We start from the raw sequence: 16,911 nt of genomic DNA, 5'->3' as shown, positions 1-16,911 counted from the left end.
TGGGGCTCACGCGGTGAAGCGGCCGGTGCGTTTGATCTCCGGGTAGTCGGTCGTGGCACCGTCCAGGCCCAGGGCGCGCACCAGCCGCAGATGGTCCTGGGTGTTCACCGTCCAGCAGAAGACCCGCAGGCCCGCCTTGCGGGCCCGCTCCACGATCTCCAGCGTGATCCGGTTGATGTCCAGGCACAGGGTCCCGGCCCCGGCCGCCACGGCACGGTCCACGACCTCGGGGCCGTAGTACTGGGCGACCAGCGCGGTCCGCACCCCCGGCACCAGCCCGGCGATCTCGACGATGGCCTCGTCGTGGAACGAGATCACCTCCACCCGGTCCACCAGGTCCCGCCGGAGCATCACCTCGGCGAGCGCCCGCGCGGCCGCCGCGTCCTTGATCTCGGCCTGCAACGGCACCGACACGGAGTCCAGCACCTCCTCGAAGACCGGGACCCGCTCGCCGCGGCCCGCGTCCAGCGCGCGCAGCTCCTCGAGGGTCTGCTCGGCGATCGCGCCCGTGCCGTCGGTGGTGCGGTCCACGTCCGCGTCGTGCATGACGACGAGCGCGCCGTCCTTGCTCAGGTGCAGGTCCAGTTCGACGACGTCGAGGCCGGCCTGCTCGGCGGCGACGAAGGAACGCAGGGTGTTCTCGGGTTCGACACCCATCACTCCGCGGTGACCGATGGTGAGGAAGTTCAAGGCTCGACTCGCTTCCGTCGACGGCGGCGATATCAGGGGCGCAGCCTAACGGCCCTGCGGGACCGTTTCCCCTCTGCCGCGCCTGGTATACGGAGTCCCCCATCCCGCAGGAAAAAATGCGGTGAACGGCCGGGTCGGGCAGGATAATTTACGGAGGCCCCCCTTGCTGGGAGAAACCTCGTATGCATACGGTGTCCTGACGTGAGCTTCTCCTGTGGAGGATGGGACATGACGGAAATTCTTGTGCAGGTGGGTGCGGAGGGGAACATTCCTCCGGCAAGCAGGGTGGTGGAGCACCCGGCGTGGCCCGTGCTCAAGGATGCCGTGGAGCGGATCCGGCCATGGCAGTCCAAGGACGGGTCGATCGACTTCGACGCCGAGGGCGCCCCGGAGCGGGCCGTCGCCGAGGACGCCGTACGCCGCGTCGCCGGTGCCGTCGAGGAGCTGTCCCCGCTGCTCCCGCACGACCGCGCCTACCACGAGGCGCTGGTGAAGGACCTCGGCCGCTGGGCCGACGACGGCTTCCAGGTGCCCGACTTCCTCGACTCGCTGCTGGCCTTCCAGCCCGCCGCGAACCGCGCGGACGGCCTCCAGCACCTGGTCGTCTTCCCGATGTACACGCAGAACGGCAACCCCGACCGCAACCTCGAAGCGGTCGTGCTGCGCATGGTCTGGCCCGACTGGCTGGCCGAACTGGAGCGCACCCGCTACGACAACCCGCTGTTCTGCGGCATCACCTTCGAGGACTTCACGGCCGGCTACGACACCAACTCGGCCGTCCTCTTCCCGGAGACCATCGCCGTGCGCGAGGCGCCCGAGCGCTTCTCCTGGGGCGGCATCTTCTGCGACCGCGAGGCCGCCCGCTTCCGCCGCGTCACCGAGGCCGCCGTCGGCATCCTGGGCCTGGAACTGCCCGAGGACGTCGCCGCGATGGTCCACGACCAGAAGCGCTGCGAGGAGGCCTTCGTCCTGTGGGACATGGTCCACGACCGCACCCACAGCCACGGCGACCTGCCCTTCGACCCGTTCATGATCAAGCAGCGCCAGCCGTTCTGGATGTACGGCCTGGAGGAGCTGCGCTGCGACCTCACCGCCTTCAAGGAGGCCGTGAAGCTGGCGGACGACGGCGTCCCGCAGGCCCGCGACGTGCAGTACGCGGTCCTCTTCGACCGGATGTTCCGCTTCCCGGTCACCGGTGAGCGCGTGCGCAACTACGACGGTCTGGGCGGGCAGCTCCTCTTCGCCTACCTGCACAAGCACGACGTCGTGCGCTGGACCGACAACAAGCTCTTCATCGACTGGCAGCGCGCCCCGCAGGTCACCAACCAGCTGTGCGCCGAGATCGAGAAGCTGTACCGGGACGGCATCGACCGACCCAAGATCGTGCATTGGTTCGCCGGGTACGAGCTGGTCTCCACCTACCTCGCCCCGCACCCGGGCTCGAAGTGGGCCAAGGGCCCCGACGCCCTGGACCTGACCCTGCCGCCGCGCAAACTCGTCGACGACGTGCTTCCGGACGAGTTTCCGCTGAGCATGTTCTATGAGGCCCTGTCCAAGAAGCTCAAGAACGTCATCGCGTCGACCCGGGGCATCACCAGAGACGGCGCCGAGCGGGCCGCCGCGTGAGCGACGGCACCGGCGGGCAGGAACAGGCACGGCAACAGGCTGGGGAGGCGAGGACCATGGGGAACGGGGCGCTCGACGGCGCGGTGATCGCGGTGGCCGGGGCGGGCGGGCCCGCCGGACGGGCCGCGCTGCTGCGGCTCGCCGAGGCGGGTGCGACGGTCGTCGGCTCGGACAACGACCCGGAGCGGCTGGCGGAGGCGGTCGACGCGGCGCGCTACGCGCACGGCGGTGCCGCGGTCACCGGCGAGAAGGTCGACCTGCTCGACCTCGACACCACCCGAGCCTGGGCCGACCGCATCGAGAAGGACTTCGGACGGGTCGACGGCCTGGTCCACCTCGTCGGCGGCTGGCGCGGCAGCCAGACCTTCACCAAGACCGACCTCGGCGACTGGGACCTGCTGGAGAAGCTGCTGATCCGCACCGTCCAGCACACCTCCCTAGCCTTCCACGAAGTGCTCCAGCGCAGCGACCGCGGCCGCTACGTCCTGATCAGCGCGGCCGGCGCGAGCAACCCCACCGCGGGCAACGCCGCCTACTCGGCCGCCAAGGCCGCCGCCGAGGCGTGGACGCTGGCCATGGCGGACTACTTCCGCAAGGCGGGGGGCGAGCAGGGACCGACGTCCGCTGCTGCGATCCTGGTGGTCAAGGCGTTGGTGCACGACGCGATGCGCGCCGAGCGCCCCAACGCGAAGTTCGCGGGCTTCACGGACGTCAAGGACCTGGCCGAGGCGGTCGCCGGAGTCTGGGAGAAGCCCGCCGCGGAAGTGAACGGAAACCGTCTGTGGCTGACCGAGAAGCCGTGAACCCCCCGAAGACCGACGCGCGTCGCCACCACGACCCCGAGGTCCGGGGTTTCGCCAGTGACAACTACGCCGGCGCGCACCCCGAGGTGCTCGCTGCCCTGGCCCTGGCCAACGGCGGGCACCAGGTCGCGTACGGCGAGGACGAGTACACCGAGAACCTCCAGCGGGTGATCCGCAGCCACTTCGGCTCCGGCGCCGAGGCGTTCCCGGTCTTCAACGGCACCGGCGCCAACGTCGTCGCGCTCCAGGCGGTCACCGACCGCTGGGGCGCGGTGATCTGCGCCGAGAGCGCGCACATCAACGTCGACGAGGGCGGCGCCCCCGAGCGCATGGGCGGCCTCAAGCTGCTCACCGTCCCCACCCCCGACGGCAAGCTCACGCCCGACCTGATCGACCGGCAGGCGTACGGCTGGGACGACGAGCACCGCGCGATGCCGCAGGTCGTCTCGATCACCCAGAGCACCGAGCTGGGCACGCTGTACACGCCGGACGAGATCCGCGCCATCTGCGAGCACGCCCACGCGCACGGCATGAGGGTGCACCTGGACGGCTCCCGGATAGCCAACGCCGCCGCATCCCTGGACGTGCCCATGCGCACGTTCACCAACGCGGTCGGCGTCGACCTCCTCTCGCTCGGCGGCACCAAGAACGGCGCCCTGTTCGGCGAGGCGGTCGTGGTCCTGAACCAGGACGCCGTGCGCCACATGAAGCACCTGCGCAAGCTGTCCATGCAGCTCGCCTCCAAGATGCGCTTCGTGTCGGTGCAGCTGGAGGCGCTGCTCGCCAAGGACCTGTGGCTGCGCAACGCCCGCCACTCCAACGAGATGGCCCAGCGCCTCGCCGAGGGCGTGCGCGCCGTGCACGGTGTGGAGATCCTCTACCCGGTGCAGGCCAACGCCGTCTTCGCCCGGCTGCCGCACGAGGTGGGCGAGCGCCTGCAGAAGCGGTTCCGCTTCTACTTCTGGGACGAGGCCGCCGGCGACGTGCGCTGGATGTGCGCCTTCGACACCACCGAGGACGACGTCGACGCCTTCGTCGCCGCCCTCAAGGAGGAGATGGCGCGCTGACCGCGGCCTCCCGGGTCATGCATAGGTATGCGATCACCTGAAAAGTCATTGACTGGTGGGTGATCGCGTTCCTATGCTCTGCAAGCATGGAGCTGATCCAGAAGACCCCTGACCTGTCCGCCTACTTGGCCGCCGACGAGGTCATCGACCACGACCACCCGCGGGTACGGGAGGTGGCGGGGCGGCTCGCCAAGGAGGCGGAGGACTCGTATGCCTATGCGCGGCTGGCCTTCGAGTTCGTGCGCGACACCATCCCGCACTCCCAGGACTCCGGAGACCCACGCGTCACCTGGCGCGCCTCGGACGTCCTGGAGCAGCGCACCGGCATCTGCTACGCCAAGGCCCACGCGCTGGCCGCGCTGCTGCGGGCCGAGGACATCCCGACAGCTCTGTGCTACCAGCGGTTCGACGTGGTGCACGGGCTGGTCGCCGTACGGTTCAACGGCGCCTGGCACCGTCAGGACCCGCGCGGCAACAAGCCCGGTGTGGACGCCCGCTTCTCCCTGGACCGGGAACAGCTGGCCTTCACGCCGGACACCGCGGCCGGCGAGGCGGACTACCCGGACCTGTACGCCGCACCGCACCCGGTCGTGCTCGATGCCCTGCGGGCGGCCACCGACCGCTCCCACCTGTGGGCGACGCTGCCGCCCGCGCTGCCGTCGTAGGAGGAGCCGCCCCGGCCGGGGTCAGCGCGCCTCGGCCGTGCGCAGCTGCTCCTGGGTCGGGGCGGTGCCGCCGAGATGGGCCGGCATCCACCAGGTGTCGTCCGCCCCCTTGGGGCGCACCGGGTAGGCGCGCTGCGCGGCCTCCAGCAGTTCCTGCACCCGCTCGCGCACCCGGCGGGTGAGGGCGCCCGCGTACTGCTCGCGGGATGCCTCCATCGCCTCGCCGACCCGGATCGTGACCGGGATGTGGCTGCGCTTGAAGTTGCGCGGGTGGCCCTTGGTCCACAGCCGCTGGGTGCCCCACACCGCCATCGGGATCAGCGGGACCCCCGCCTCCTGCGCCAGGCGCGCGGCGCCCGACTTGAAACTCTTGAGGGTGAACGACTCGGAGATCGTCGCCTCGGGGAAGACCCCGACGATCTCACCGGACCGCAGTGAGTCCAAGGCGTGCGCGTACGCCGCCTCGCCCTGCTTGCGGTCCACCGGGATGTGCTTCATGTTGCGCATCAGCGGACCGGAGATCCGGTGCCGGAAGACCGACTCCTTCGCCATGAAGCGCACCAGCCGCTTCTGGGGCAGTGCCGCCAGGCCGTCGAAGATGAAGTCCAGGTAGCTGATGTGGTTGCTCACCAGCACGGCGCCGCCCGCGCGCGGGATGTTCTCCGAACCCTGGCAGTCGATCTTGAGGTCCCACACCTTGAAGAGGGTGCGGGCGAGACCGATGGCCGGGCGGTAGGCGAGTTCTGCCATGGGCGGGTCGGACCCTTCCTTGTCAGCCTGGGAAGGGGACTCCCAGCCGAAAGTTACGCAGCCGTAGGTTTACGGCTTGTCGCAGATCGTGCCCCAAGAACGGCCGGTGTACCAGCCTTGGTGCCCGCCCGTGGCGAGATCCTCATCACGTCACCGGCCGGGTCGTGGCCGAAACGCGACGGCGAGCCGGGAATCTTCGCCGCCCCCTGAGCGCTGCACGTGGGGACGACTGGGCCGGACCGGGCAAGGCGCGGGGTGGTCCGGACCGGGCTGTGGCGCGCGCTGACGCGCGCTCATGAATGCCGCTCAGGCGGCGGAACGGAGGCACGCGGGTGCGCGAGCAGGGTGAAGACAGGCGGCTCGACCCGTCCGGCTCGCGGCTCGATGCAGCCGACCTCGATGCCGAACTCGGCGCCCGCGCCACGCTCGTGCAGTTCTCCAGCGCCTTCTGCGCGCCCTGCCGGGCCACCCGTCGGATCCTGGCGGAGGTGGCCGGCATGGTCCCCGGCGTCGCCCATGTCGAGATCGACGCCGAGGCCCGCCTCGAGCTCGTCCGCGCCCTCGACGTGCCCAGCACCCCGACGGTGCTGGTGCTCGACGCCGGCGGACGCGTCGTGCGGCGCGCCGTCGGGCAGCCGCGCAAAGCGGACGTGATCGCCGCACTGGGCGAGGCGGTGTGAGAACCGCCACGCCGCCGGTGAGGCCTTCTCCACAGCCTCCACGTCCCGGGACGTATTTGACTATGTCCGCCCCCCGTCGTCAGCCTGCCCGTATGCCTTCGCTCCCCTCTCCCCGGGCCGAGGCGCAACGCAGAAGGACATCCCCCATGACGGCCACACCCGACCTCGCCGCGCCGCGGCTCGCCACCTCCGACCTGCTGCGGTCCGTCTTCCGGCGGCACGCCGCGGGGGTCGCCGTGATCACCGCGCGCGGTGACGCGGGCCCGGTCGGTTTCACGGCCACGTCCCTCGCCTCCGTCTCCGCCGAGCCGCCGCTGCTCTCCTTCGGCATCGGCTCCGGTTCCTCCAGCTGGCCCACGGTGTCCGCGGCCGAGCACGTCGGCGTCCACCTGCTCGGCGAGCACCAGCAGGACCTCGCGTCCACCTTCGCCCGCAGCGGCGCCGACCGCTTCGCCGCGCCCACCGCGTGGCGCGACGGCCCCGAGGGCGTGCCCGTGCTGGACGGCGTCCTCGCCTGGCTCGTGTGCCGGGTCGTCGGCCGCGTGCCCGCGGGGGACCACCGCATCGTGGTGGCGGAGGTTCTCCTCGGCGACTCCGCGGGCGCCGGCCGCCCTCTCCTGTACCACCAGGGGCGTTACAACGGACTGCGTGACTGACCGGTCGCCGGGACCGCTTCTGCGGAACCGTCGGGTTCCGGTTACGCTGCGTTGCGAAGGTCACAGTTCAAAGCGCTTGCTTAGCGGGAAAGAACTGGGTGTACTGACGAGTAATATTCCGGCGTGGAGCGCAGGTCGCCCCGCCCGGGATCGGCCGCTTGGGGCGCCTATGCTGCCTGCAAGAGGCAGCACTGAAATGTCGACGCAGTAGGAGAGCCGGCGTGAGCTTGAGGATCGTTGTCACTGTGAAGTACGTGCCCGACGCCACTGGCGACCGGCACTTCGCCGATGACCTGACCGTCGACCGCGACGACGTCGACGGTCTGCTCTCCGAGCTGGACGAGTACGCGGTCGAGCAGGCGCTGCAGATCTCGGAAGCACGCCAGGAAGCAGGCGACGACGTGGAGATCACCGTCCTGACGGTGGGTCCGGAGGACGCGAAGGACGCGCTGCGCAAGGCGCTGTCCATGGGCGCGGACAAGGCGATCCACGTCGAGGACGACGACCTGCACGGCACCGACGCCATCGGCACCTCCCTGGTCCTGGCCAAGGCGATCGAGAAGGCCGGCTACGACCTGGTGATCTCCGGCATGGCCTCCACCGACGGCGCCATGGGCGTCGTCCCGGCGCTGCTCGCGGAGCGCCTGGGCGTGCCGCAGGTGACGCTGCTGTCCGAGGTCTCCGTCGAGGACGGCACGGTCAAGGGCCGCCGCGACGGCGACGCCGCCACCGAGCAGCTGGAGGCCTCCCTGCCGGCCGTCGTCTCGGTCACCGACCAGTCCGGCGAGGCGCGTTACCCCTCCTTCAAGGGCATCATGGCGGCCAAGAAGAAGCCGGTTCAGTCCTGGGACCTGTCCGACCTCGACATCGACGAGGACGAGGTCGGCCTGGAGAACGCCTACACGGTCGTCGACTCGGCGGCGGAGCGCCCGGCGCGCACCGCGGGCACGATCGTCAAGGACGAGGGCGAGGGCGGCAAGCAGCTCGCCGCCTTCCTCGCGGAGCGAAAGTTCGTGTGACGCAGCCTCGCGGGCCAGAAGTTCATCTGAGCTCCGGATTCGCCGACCGCCCCTCACATCTCGCAAGCAGGAGAGAAGAAGTCCCATGGCTGAAGTTCTCGTCTACGTCGACCACGTGGACGGTGCCGTCCGCAAGCCCACCCTGGAGCTGCTGACCCTCGCCCGCCGTATCGGCGAGCCGGTCGCCGTGGCCCTCGGCAACGGCGCCGCCGACACCGCCGCCGCGCTCGCCGAGCACGGCGCGGTCAAGGTCCTCACCAGTGAGGCCGCCGAGTACGCCGACTACCTGGTCGTGCCGAAGGTGGACGCCCTCCAGGCAGCCGTCGAGGCCGTCTCCCCGGCCGCCGTGCTGGTCCCGTCCTCCGCCGAGGGCAAGGAGATCGCCGCCCGCCTGGCGCTGCGCCTGGGCTCCGGCATCATCACCGACGCCGTCGACCTGGAGGCCGGCGACGAGGGCCCGGTGGCCACCCAGTCGGTGTTCGCCGCCGCCTTCACCACCAAGTCCCGCGTCTCCAAGGGCACCCCGGTCATCACGGTGAAGCCGAACAGCGCGGCCGTCGAGCCGGCCCCGGCCGCCGGTGCGGTCGAAGCCCTGTCGGTGTCCTTCTCCGCCGCCGCGACCGGCACCAAGGTCACCTCGCGCACGCCGCGCGAGTCGACCGGCCGTCCGGAGCTGACCGAGGCCGCGATCGTCGTCTCCGGCGGCCGTGGCGTCAACGGCGCGGAGAACTTCGCGATCATCGAGGCCCTGGCCGACTCGCTCGGCGCGGCCGTCGGTGCCTCGCGCGCCGCGGTGGACGCCGGCTGGTACCCGCACACCAGCCAGGTCGGCCAGACCGGCAAGTCCGTCTCGCCGCAGCTGTACATCGCCTCCGGTATCTCCGGCGCGATCCAGCACCGCGCGGGCATGCAGACCTCGAAGACGATCGTGGCGATCAACAAGGACGCCGAGGCCCCGATCTTCGAGCTGGTCGACTACGGCGTCGTCGGCGACCTCTTCGACGTCGTCCCGCAGCTCACCGAGGAAGTGAAGTCCCGCAAGGGCTGAGCGTTCCGCGCCGCACGGCTCCGGCCGAGGCCCCCGCGGCCGTCCGTGGATGCCGTGGACGAATTCGAGGGCCTGGCGTGACGCCGGCCTTCAAGACCCGGTCGTGGTCTTGAAGGCCGGCGTTGTCGTATGGGGGTGGGTGCGGACGGCTGTGCGGCCGTAGGCATCTGGGGGAGATCCCGGCTGCCCACGCCGAGCAGGACACCGACACCTGGAAGGAGCGCTGCGGAAACCCGCGCGGGAGCCGAGGGCGCCGTCGCCCAGGGCGTCCAATGCTGCGGCCTGCGCGCAGACCCCGCTACCGCGGCCTCGCGAAAGCCGGCCTCCAGCTCCAGCTCACCGGCGCCGCGATCAGCCTCGCCCGCATCGACGTCCACCCCGTCGGCGTACCCCGCACCCGCACCCGCACCAGCCGCTTCGCGGCACTCGGCCCCGCCGGGCCGAGAAGAGCCTGCCCTCGAATTGACCGACAGCGTCATGTCGTGACTCCCGGGGCTCAACCGCGTCCGGTCGGCGGTGGGCCAGGCCGATTCGGGGCTCCATCAATTCTTCACCAAGATCACTACAACCCTTTCAGGGTGTGTCGCACATCACGAAGGACGCCCGCGGATTACCCGATTTCTGCCCGGTTTCTGCATTGGACGAGTCCACCAAGCCCCGGCTTCGATAAGGAACTTGTATCGCAGGGGGCGGCGAGATTTCCCCTCGTAACCGAGAAGGGAGTCGTGATGTCACAATCACGACGGATATTCAGCAGACGCCAGTCACTGGCTATTTTCGGGGGAATCGCGGCAGGTACCGCACTGCCCCTGGGGGTGTTCGGGTCCCGCCCCGCGTACGCGGCGGGCACGGCGGCGGCCGACGGCGGTACACGGCTGCCCGACACCGACCGCGGCAAGGTCGTGCATGCCTACCGGACCGGCGGCCGCGCGGTGCGCACGGCCGCGGCGGCGGCGCTCGTGGGCAACGCGGACGACGTGGCCACGTTCCTCGGCGAGAGGCTGCCGGCGGCCACGGCAGAGGACAACCGTTTCGCGCTGACCAAGGCCCTGGTCAGCGCGGGCAAGGCCACGCGTGCCGGGATCGGGCAGGCGCTGTCCGGCGGGGACGCGGCGGTCGCGGCCTATCTGGAGGGCGGCTTCGCGGCGGCCGTGTCCGAGGACCTCGAAGTGGCCGTGACCACGGTCAACGCGCACGGCGGCAGGGCCGTCAAGCGTGAGTCCGCCGAGGCGCTCGCAGCCGGTACGGACTTCGCGCTGCGGGACTTCCTCAGCGGCGGGCAGTACGACGCGCACGACGAGGACCAGCGCGTCCAGGTGACCTCCATCCTCGTGACCGCCTCGCCGCAGGTGCGGGAGTACGCGGAGCGGGCGCTCGACGACGGATCGCCGCGGGCGATCCAGTGGTTCCTGACGACGGGGCAGTACATCGCCCGGGCGCGGGACGAGGAGACGGCGGAGATCCAGCAGCTGGTCAAGATCGTGGAGTCGGAGGGACGGCGCGCCGAGCGCAAGACCGACGAGGCGGTCGAGCTCTCCGAGCAGGCGGTCCAGGCCGCCGCCAAGGCCAAGGAGGCCGCGCTGGAGGCGAAGGCCGAGGCACAGGCGGCCGAACAGGACGTGCAGCGTTCCGCCCGGGCGGCGAACAAGGCCGCGCGCGCGGCCCAGGGCGCCGCGGCGGCCGCGACCACCGCGGTGTCCGCCTCGCGTACGGCGCAGGCCGCGGCCCGGCGTTCGGTGGCCGCGGCGAACGCGGCCGCGGCCGCCGCCGCGGCAGCGGGGCGCGCCGCGTCACGCGCGTACCACGCGGCGATCCGCGCCTCCAAGGACGCGAACATGGCGGACGCGGCCAACCAGGCGGCGCAGGCCGCGCGGAAGATGGTCAGCTGGGTGCGCAGCGTGGCGGCGAAGGCACTGATCGCCTCGTACGCCTCCGACGCGGCCGAGGCCGCGGGCAACGCTGCCGCGAGCGCCGCGATCAACTCGGCCGCCGCCGCGCGCGCCTCGGCCGACGCGGCCGTCGCCTCCGGTGCCGCGCAGTCCGAGGCCGCCGAAGCACAGCGCCAGGCCGCCATCGCCGAGGCCGCCGCGAGCCGTGCCACCGCGGCCGCGAGCCGGGCCTCGACCCTCTCGCGGCGGTCGGCCGCCGCCGCCCGTACCGCGTCCGCCGCCGCCGACAGCGCGGCCGACCACGCGGAGAAGGCGGCCGATGCCGCCGAGGAGGCGGCCCGCAACGCCGGCAAGGCCGTGGACTACGCCAACCGCTCCACCGCCGCCGCCAACGCCGCCGTGGACGCCGCCAACAAGGCGTACGAGGCGGTCACCGAGGCGCGCACGGTCGAGCAGGAGGCCCGGGCCGCCGAGATCGAGCGGCTGAACGAGGAGGCCGCCGAGGCGATGGAGGTGGCCAAACAGAAGGCGGTCACCGAGAGCGACGAGCTGGCGCGCGCCAACCGGGAGCGCACCCAGGAAGCACGCCTGTCCGAGGAACTCGTCACGCTGATCACCGCGATGGAGGCGGCGCTCGCCGCGGGCCGGACCGGTGAGGCCGTGGACAAGGGCCGGCAGGCCGCCGTCGAGCTGCTCGAGGGGCCGGGTACGTGGACCCGGGAGGCGGCCCAGTTCGCCCTCGCCGGCTCGGACGACGACGTACTGCGGTGGATCGAGGCCGACCGGGTCCTCGCCCTGCAGCAGGACAACGCGGAGAACGCCGCGGCCATCGCCGCGATCTCCACGCAGCACGTGGCCACCGCGGCCGCGGCGGCGCTGCAGACCGAGGACCCCGCCGCCATCAAGGCGTTCCTGGAGACCGGTGCGGTCGAGGCGGCCAGGGACGACAACGAGGTCGAGGTGACCACGCTCCTCGCCGACGACACCACCGGCAGGGCGGTACGGCAGGCGGGCGAGGCGGCTCTCGAGAAGGGCACCGCCGAAGCGCTGCACCACTTCCTGCACGTGGAGCTCCCCACGGCCGTCCACGAGGACGACGAGGTGGCGGCCACCACGCTCCTGACGACCGGCGGTCCCTACGTACAGGCCGCGGCGAAGGTCGCGCTCGAAGGCGATTCGCACATGCTGCGCCAGTTCATCGGCACCACGCAGCACGAGTTCGCGCGGATCGACCACGACCACGCCACGCACATCAGCGCGATCCGTGCGGCGATCGCGCAAGCGGCCAAGGTCGCGCAGAACGCGCTCGAGGACGCGGCGCGGGCCTCCGAGGCGGCCGCCCTCGCCCGCTCGGAGGCTCAGAAGGCGACCGACTGGGCCAACAAGGCCGAGGGGTGGGCGGCCGAAGCCAAGGTCTCCGCCGAGGAGGCCCGGCAGAACGCGACGGCCGCCGAAGCCTCCGCGGCGTCCGCCGCGCAGTCCGCGCAGACCGCGGCCAACGCCGCCGCCGTGGCCCGCGAGGCGAGCAGGGTGGCGCGGAACGCGGCGGGCCGGGCCGCGCGCTCCGGCGTGGTCGCCGCGTCCTACGCCGCGGACGCGCAGGCGTCGGCGACGGCCGCACGGCAGGCGGAGCTCGCGGCGGGCAAGTCCCACGCCGAGGCGGCCGTCGCCGCGACCGTGGCGAGGATCCTGGTCATCAAGGCCGCGATCCAGCAGGCGTACCAGGACGCGATCGACAACTCGAAGGTGCCGATCAACGACGACAACGGCCTGCCGCCGGGCGCCGAGAGCTGCCTGACGCCGTTCGGCGACCCGATCACCCACCGGAACAACACCAACCCGTGGGAGCTGGGGTGGAGCTGGCTCACCGGCGACGGCCCCAGGTCGATGTGCTTCGGCCCGGACGACGAATTCACCCAGACCTACCGCGAGCACCCGAAAGTCCAGGAGGTGCTCGACTTCTTCCTCGAGATGCAGCAGAGCGGGGACTACGAGCTGGGCCACACCTACTACAACGACTACTCACTCGGCCAGTGGGAGGGCGTCGGCAAGTACATCAGGGACCTCGGGACGCTCACCACGGCCGGGCACACCGGCAACCTCGTGTACACGTACATGGGCTCGCACGACATCCGTATGACCCCCATCCGGGAGAACCCGGACGGGTCGGTCGTCTGGCGCTACACCGCGTACAACGAATCGGACATCGAGTCGGCGACGCACCCGCCGGTCATCGGGTACACGGACCTGTGGAGCAGTACGGTCGGCGCGTTCGTCGACAAGGTCGTCGGTGACGACGGGCCGCTGTCGCGCACGACCCAGGTGATCGAGTTCAACGTGACGCTGGGGCCGTGATGCGCGGGGGTACGGGCGGACGGTGGCTTTGCGCCGTCCTTGCCGCCGCGGCTGTGGCCGTCTCGGGCTGTGCGGCACCGGTCGATCCGGAGCGGCTGCCCGGTGTGTACCGCAACGACGAGGGCGGGCAGGTCGAGCTCTCGGCCGACGGTACGTTCTCCGCCACCCGCGTGACGACGGGTGACGGCCCCGATTCGGCCGACTTCAGGGGCAGTTGGGACTACGAGGACCCGAGTAGTGGCGACGACTTCGTGTACCTGCTGATCGAGGACGGCGGGCTGGGGAAGATCGGCGGGATCCAGCTCTACGTGGACGACCAGGACACGCTGTTCTTCCGGTCCGATCCGGACGGTCCGATCACGCAGGAGCTCAACAAGTCGAGCTGAGTGGTCCGACGGCGCTGGGCGGAAAGGTCGCGGAGTTCCTCCGCGACCTTTCCGTTTCTTCCCGGACGCCTTTCGGCGGCTTGCGTCGCGAGCCGTTACGAAGTCGTTGTCAAGATCACTACAACCTCTTCCAGGCGTGACGCGGATCACGGTCCGAACTCGCCGGTTGCCCGATTTCTTTCCGTTTTAGGAATTGGACGTATTCGCCAAGTGCCCGCTTCGATAAGGGGCTTGATCCCGAAGAACTGTCGAGTTTCCAGGACTGTGATGAAGCCACCCAACACATTCGTGCGCATTCTGGGCGCCGCGGCCACCGCCGGCGCCCTGGCATGGGCCGTGCTCGCCCAGGGCGGCGCGGATGCCGCCGCCGGGCCCTCCACCGAGGCCGTCGCCGACACCGCGCCCGGCTACGCCATCGAGGACTACAACTACCCGGGCGCCGACAAGATCCTGGCCGAGCGGAACATCGTCCTCAAGCGCGGCGACGGCCACATCGTGCTCGCCGACTGCGCCAGCGGGGACAACCTCCTGCAGTTCCTCGCGCGCGACCAGGAGGACGTCTGCTTCAGGGTCACCGCCGACGAGGGCTGGCTGACTCTCGAACTTCCCGCGGTGCACGGGGTGAAGACGGACGACTCCGCCAACACCCACCTGGAGATGACCGCCGAGGGCGACCAGGTCGAGTACGACATCCCCGCGGACACGTGGGAGGGCGTCGGCGAGTCCGTCGACGGCCGGGACCACGTCCTGGTCGAGATCCGCGTCACCAACTAACCGAGGTCCCGCTGTGATTGAGGAAACCGCTCGTATGTCTTCCACAAGACGTCCCCGTCTGGCCGCGCTCGGCGCGGTCCTGGCCGCCGGGTCGCTCGCGCTGAGCGCGGCACCCGCTGTCGCCGTCACCGGCGGCACTCCGGTCGCCGGCTCGGACACCACCCACGCCTACACCGCTCAGATCATCATCGGCGCCCATGACCGCGGCTGCTCCGCCGTCCTCGTCGACGCCGAATGGCTGCTCACCGCGGCCAGCTGCTTCGCCGAGGACCCGGCCGCCCCGCTCGCCGTCCCGGCCGGCGTCCCCGCCAGGGCGACCACCGCCGTCATCGGCCGCTCCGACCTCTCCGGCACGCAGGGCGCCGAGCGCCGCGTCGTCGAGATCGTGCCGCGCACGGACCGCGACGTGGTCCTGGCCCGCCTCAACCGGCCCGTCACCAACGTGACCCCGGCCCAGCTCGCCACCACCGCGCCCGCGTCCGGTGCGGAGCTGACCTTCGCCGGATACGGCCGTACGAAGACCGTATGGGCACCGCTCAAGCTGCACACCGGTACCTACACCGTCGACTCCGTCGCGGCCACCGCCGCGGGTGTCACCGGCAAGGACGGCGCGGCCGCCTGCATGGGCGACACCGGCGGCCCGGTCACCTCCGGCGGCAAGCTCGTCGGCCTCAACAGCCAGTCCCTCCAGGGCGGCTGCCTCGGCATCGACGAGACCCAGACCTCCACCGCGGGCGTCATCGCGCGCGTCGACGACCTCGCCTCCTGGATCGACGAGAAGGCCGGCGCCACCCGCATCGTCGACTTCAACGGCGACGCCGTCGAGGACATCGCCATCGGCGACCCGATGGCCACGGTCGGCGGCGACACCACCGCGGGTCTCGTCCGTGTCGTCCACGGCGGCGGCAAGGGCGCCGCCGAGATCACCCAGGACCTCGACTGGGTGCCCGGCGGCGCCGAGGCCGGGGACCACTTCGGCGGCCACCTCGCGACCGTCGACTACAACGAGGACGGCTACACCGACCTCGTCGTCACCGCGTCCGAGGAGAACGTCGGCAGCGCGGTCGACGCCGGCTTCGTCGACATCCTGTTCGGGGGCAAGGACGGCCTCGGCAGCGGCCCGGCCGCCCGCCACTTCGAACAGGGCTCCGGCAACGGCTCCATCGGCGCGTCCGCGCCCGAGACCGGCGACCGGATGGGCACCTCCCTCGCCGCGGGTACCACCGCCGAAGGCAAGCCGTGGGTCCTGATCGGCGCGCCGGGCGAGGCGCTCGGCTCGGTCGCCGAGGCGGGCAGTGCCTTCTACGTGCACGGCGACACCAACGTCAGCATCAACCAGGACACCGCGGACGTCCCCGGCTCGGCCGAGGCCAACGACGCCTTCGGCACGTCCGTCACGGGCGACTCCAACTTCATCGCCATCGGCGCTCCCGGTGACGCCATCGGCGGCAACGCGAACGCCGGCAACCTGGCCGTGCTCAGCCACAAGCTGGACGCCGGCGGACGGCCCACCGTGGTCACGGGCATGGACCAGGACAACGAGAAGATCAGCGGCGCCGCCGAGGCCGGTGACAAGTTCGGTCAGGCCCTCGCGCTGGTCGCCTACCGCCCGTCCGGTGCGGCCACGGCCACCGACTCGATCCTCGCCATCGGCTCGCCCGGCGAGGCCCTGGCCGCCGAGGACGGCGGCGAGCAGCGGGCCGGCGCGGGCAACGTCATGCTCGTGCACATCGAGGCGGACGGCACCTGGGACTACATGCACGCGCTCAACCAGGGCACCGGTACCGACGACCGTTCCGGCACGATCGAGGCCGGTGACAACGCGGGCTCGTCCCTCAGCGCGGTCAACACCGCGCCCCGGGAGGTCGGTTCGGCCGCCACCCTGAAGATCGCCGTGGGCACCCCCGGTGAGGACCTCGCGGGCGTCACCGACGCCGGCGCCATCCACACCTTCTCGCTGATGGGTTCGGCAGGCGCCAACGACCTGTGGATCGAGGCCGGCGACGGCGACGGCATCCCCGGCTCCCCGGGTGAGGGCGACAAGCTGGGCGCGAGCATCCACTTCACCCCGCGGAACCTCTACGCCGGTATGCCCTACGGGCCCACCGCCACCGGAGCCCTGCACGTCCTGCCGTTCCCGAACGCCGTACCGGGCGGTACGAGCGCGCCGGCGACCACGTACCAGCCGGGCCAGGGCGGACTCCCGGCCAACGGCAACTACTTCGGGTTCTCGGCGCGGTAACGGCTGCCGCCGTAACGGCATGAGCTCCCGGGGACCATCCGGTGCCCCTGTCGGTTGATTCGGGGGCAGGCTCCTCTCGGCCCCGCCGGGCTTCGGCCCGGCGGGGCCGAGTGCTGCGAAGCGGCCGGTGCGGGCGGCTTTCACGAGGCCGTGGCAGCGGGATCCGCGTGCAGGCCGCCTCCCCGGATCCCTTCGGCCGCACGGCCATCCGCACCCACCCCGTACGACAACGCCGGCCTTCACGACCACGACCGGGTCTTG

The 16,911-nt window shown here is 71.4% G+C and carries 14 protein-coding genes; 12 read left to right on the top strand and 2 right to left on the bottom strand.

The annotated features are described in order from the left end of the window. Positions 1-6: 6 nt before the first annotated feature. Positions 7-690, bottom strand: a complete 684-nt coding sequence (locus tag ACZ7G3_RS08070) for a glycerophosphodiester phosphodiesterase (protein ID WP_426602238.1) — start codon at positions 688-690, stop codon at positions 7-9. A 228-nt stretch (positions 691-918) separates the two neighbouring features. Between ACZ7G3_RS08070 and ACZ7G3_RS08065 the strand changes: the two genes are divergently transcribed. The 4 genes from ACZ7G3_RS08065 (at position 919) to ACZ7G3_RS08050 (ending at position 4,851) form a co-directional block, all read left to right on the top strand. Continuing rightward, the gene (locus ACZ7G3_RS08065; protein WP_470924068.1) at positions 919-2,316 is read left to right on the top strand and encodes a DUF6421 family protein; all 1,398 of its coding nucleotides are present in this window, start codon (positions 919-921) and stop codon (positions 2,314-2,316) included. A gap of 56 nt (positions 2,317-2,372) precedes the next feature. Beyond that, positions 2,373-3,119 (top strand): SDR family NAD(P)-dependent oxidoreductase, encoded by a 747-nt coding sequence (locus ACZ7G3_RS08060; RefSeq protein WP_470924066.1) that lies wholly within the window; start codon positions 2,373-2,375, stop codon positions 3,117-3,119. Continuing rightward, positions 3,116-4,186, top strand: a complete 1,071-nt coding sequence (locus ACZ7G3_RS08055; protein ID WP_426602241.1) for a threonine aldolase family protein — start codon at positions 3,116-3,118, stop codon at positions 4,184-4,186. Before ACZ7G3_RS08060 ends, ACZ7G3_RS08055 begins: the two co-directional genes overlap by 4 nt. A gap of 86 nt (positions 4,187-4,272) precedes the next feature. Next, positions 4,273-4,851 carry a transglutaminase domain-containing protein gene (locus ACZ7G3_RS08050; protein WP_426602242.1) on the top strand — a complete coding sequence of 193 codons (579 nt, stop codon included), beginning with the start codon at positions 4,273-4,275 and terminating at the stop codon, positions 4,849-4,851. 21 nt (positions 4,852-4,872) lie between these two features. Here ACZ7G3_RS08050 and ACZ7G3_RS08045 read toward each other — a convergent pair whose 3' ends face one another. After that, positions 4,873-5,601, bottom strand: coding sequence for a lysophospholipid acyltransferase family protein (locus ACZ7G3_RS08045; RefSeq protein WP_426602243.1), 729 nt, complete (start codon positions 5,599-5,601; stop codon positions 4,873-4,875). Between the two features lie 299 nt (positions 5,602-5,900). On the opposite strand from ACZ7G3_RS08045, the gene ACZ7G3_RS08040 reads away from it, so the two are divergent. From ACZ7G3_RS08040 to ACZ7G3_RS08005, 8 genes are all read left to right on the top strand, one after another. Then, positions 5,901-6,281, top strand: coding sequence for a thioredoxin family protein (locus ACZ7G3_RS08040; RefSeq protein ID WP_470924064.1), 381 nt, complete (start codon positions 5,901-5,903; stop codon positions 6,279-6,281). A gap of 146 nt (positions 6,282-6,427) precedes the next feature. Further along, positions 6,428-6,937, top strand: a complete 510-nt coding sequence (locus tag ACZ7G3_RS08035) for a flavin reductase family protein (RefSeq protein ID WP_426602245.1) — start codon at positions 6,428-6,430, stop codon at positions 6,935-6,937. A gap of 221 nt (positions 6,938-7,158) precedes the next feature. Then, on the top strand, positions 7,159-7,956 hold the full coding sequence (locus tag ACZ7G3_RS08030) for an electron transfer flavoprotein subunit beta/FixA family protein (protein WP_470924061.1): 798 nt from the start codon (positions 7,159-7,161) through the stop codon (positions 7,954-7,956). Between the two features lie 85 nt (positions 7,957-8,041). Further along, positions 8,042-9,004, top strand: coding sequence for an electron transfer flavoprotein subunit alpha/FixB family protein (locus tag ACZ7G3_RS08025; protein WP_426602247.1), 963 nt, complete (start codon positions 8,042-8,044; stop codon positions 9,002-9,004). Between the two features lie 728 nt (positions 9,005-9,732). Then, on the top strand, positions 9,733-13,248 hold the full coding sequence (locus tag ACZ7G3_RS08020) for an ALF repeat-containing protein (RefSeq protein ID WP_470924059.1): 3,516 nt from the start codon (positions 9,733-9,735) through the stop codon (positions 13,246-13,248). 53 nt (positions 13,249-13,301) lie between these two features. Next, positions 13,302-13,634 carry a hypothetical protein gene (locus ACZ7G3_RS08015; protein ID WP_470924057.1) on the top strand — a complete coding sequence of 111 codons (333 nt, stop codon included), beginning with the start codon at positions 13,302-13,304 and terminating at the stop codon, positions 13,632-13,634. 267 nt (positions 13,635-13,901) lie between these two features. Then, positions 13,902-14,408 carry a hypothetical protein gene (locus ACZ7G3_RS08010; RefSeq protein ID WP_470924055.1) on the top strand — a complete coding sequence of 169 codons (507 nt, stop codon included), beginning with the start codon at positions 13,902-13,904 and terminating at the stop codon, positions 14,406-14,408. A gap of 34 nt (positions 14,409-14,442) precedes the next feature. Further along, a complete protein-coding gene (locus tag ACZ7G3_RS08005; protein ID WP_470924053.1) occupies positions 14,443-16,650 on the top strand; it encodes a S1 family peptidase in 2,208 nt (735 codons plus the stop codon). The last annotated feature ends 261 nt before the right edge of the window (positions 16,651-16,911 follow it).

The organism is Streptomyces sp. NPDC037271, from assembly GCF_055603605.1.
The sequence above is the reverse complement of the archived record's forward strand: the minus strand, read 5'-3'. Positions and strand labels throughout refer to the sequence as shown.

Coding starts and splice junctions, on each gene's coding strand:
- ACZ7G3_RS08065 (WP_470924068.1), top strand. CDS start 919: ATGACGGAAATTCTTGTGCAGGTGGGTGCGGAGGGGAACATTCCTCCG.
- ACZ7G3_RS08060 (WP_470924066.1), top strand. CDS start 2,373: ATGGGGAACGGGGCGCTCGACGGCGCGGTGATCGCGGTGGCCGGGGCG.
- ACZ7G3_RS08050 (WP_426602242.1), top strand. CDS start 4,273: ATGGAGCTGATCCAGAAGACCCCTGACCTGTCCGCCTACTTGGCCGCC.
- ACZ7G3_RS08045 (WP_426602243.1), bottom strand. CDS start 5,601: ATGGCAGAACTCGCCTACCGCCCGGCCATCGGTCTCGCCCGCACCCTC.
- ACZ7G3_RS08040 (WP_470924064.1), top strand. CDS start 5,901: ATGCCGCTCAGGCGGCGGAACGGAGGCACGCGGGTGCGCGAGCAGGGT.
- ACZ7G3_RS08035 (WP_426602245.1), top strand. CDS start 6,428: ATGACGGCCACACCCGACCTCGCCGCGCCGCGGCTCGCCACCTCCGAC.
- ACZ7G3_RS08025 (WP_426602247.1), top strand. CDS start 8,042: ATGGCTGAAGTTCTCGTCTACGTCGACCACGTGGACGGTGCCGTCCGC.
- ACZ7G3_RS08020 (WP_470924059.1), top strand. CDS start 9,733: ATGTCACAATCACGACGGATATTCAGCAGACGCCAGTCACTGGCTATT.
- ACZ7G3_RS08010 (WP_470924055.1), top strand. CDS start 13,902: ATGAAGCCACCCAACACATTCGTGCGCATTCTGGGCGCCGCGGCCACC.
- ACZ7G3_RS08005 (WP_470924053.1), top strand. CDS start 14,443: ATGTCTTCCACAAGACGTCCCCGTCTGGCCGCGCTCGGCGCGGTCCTG.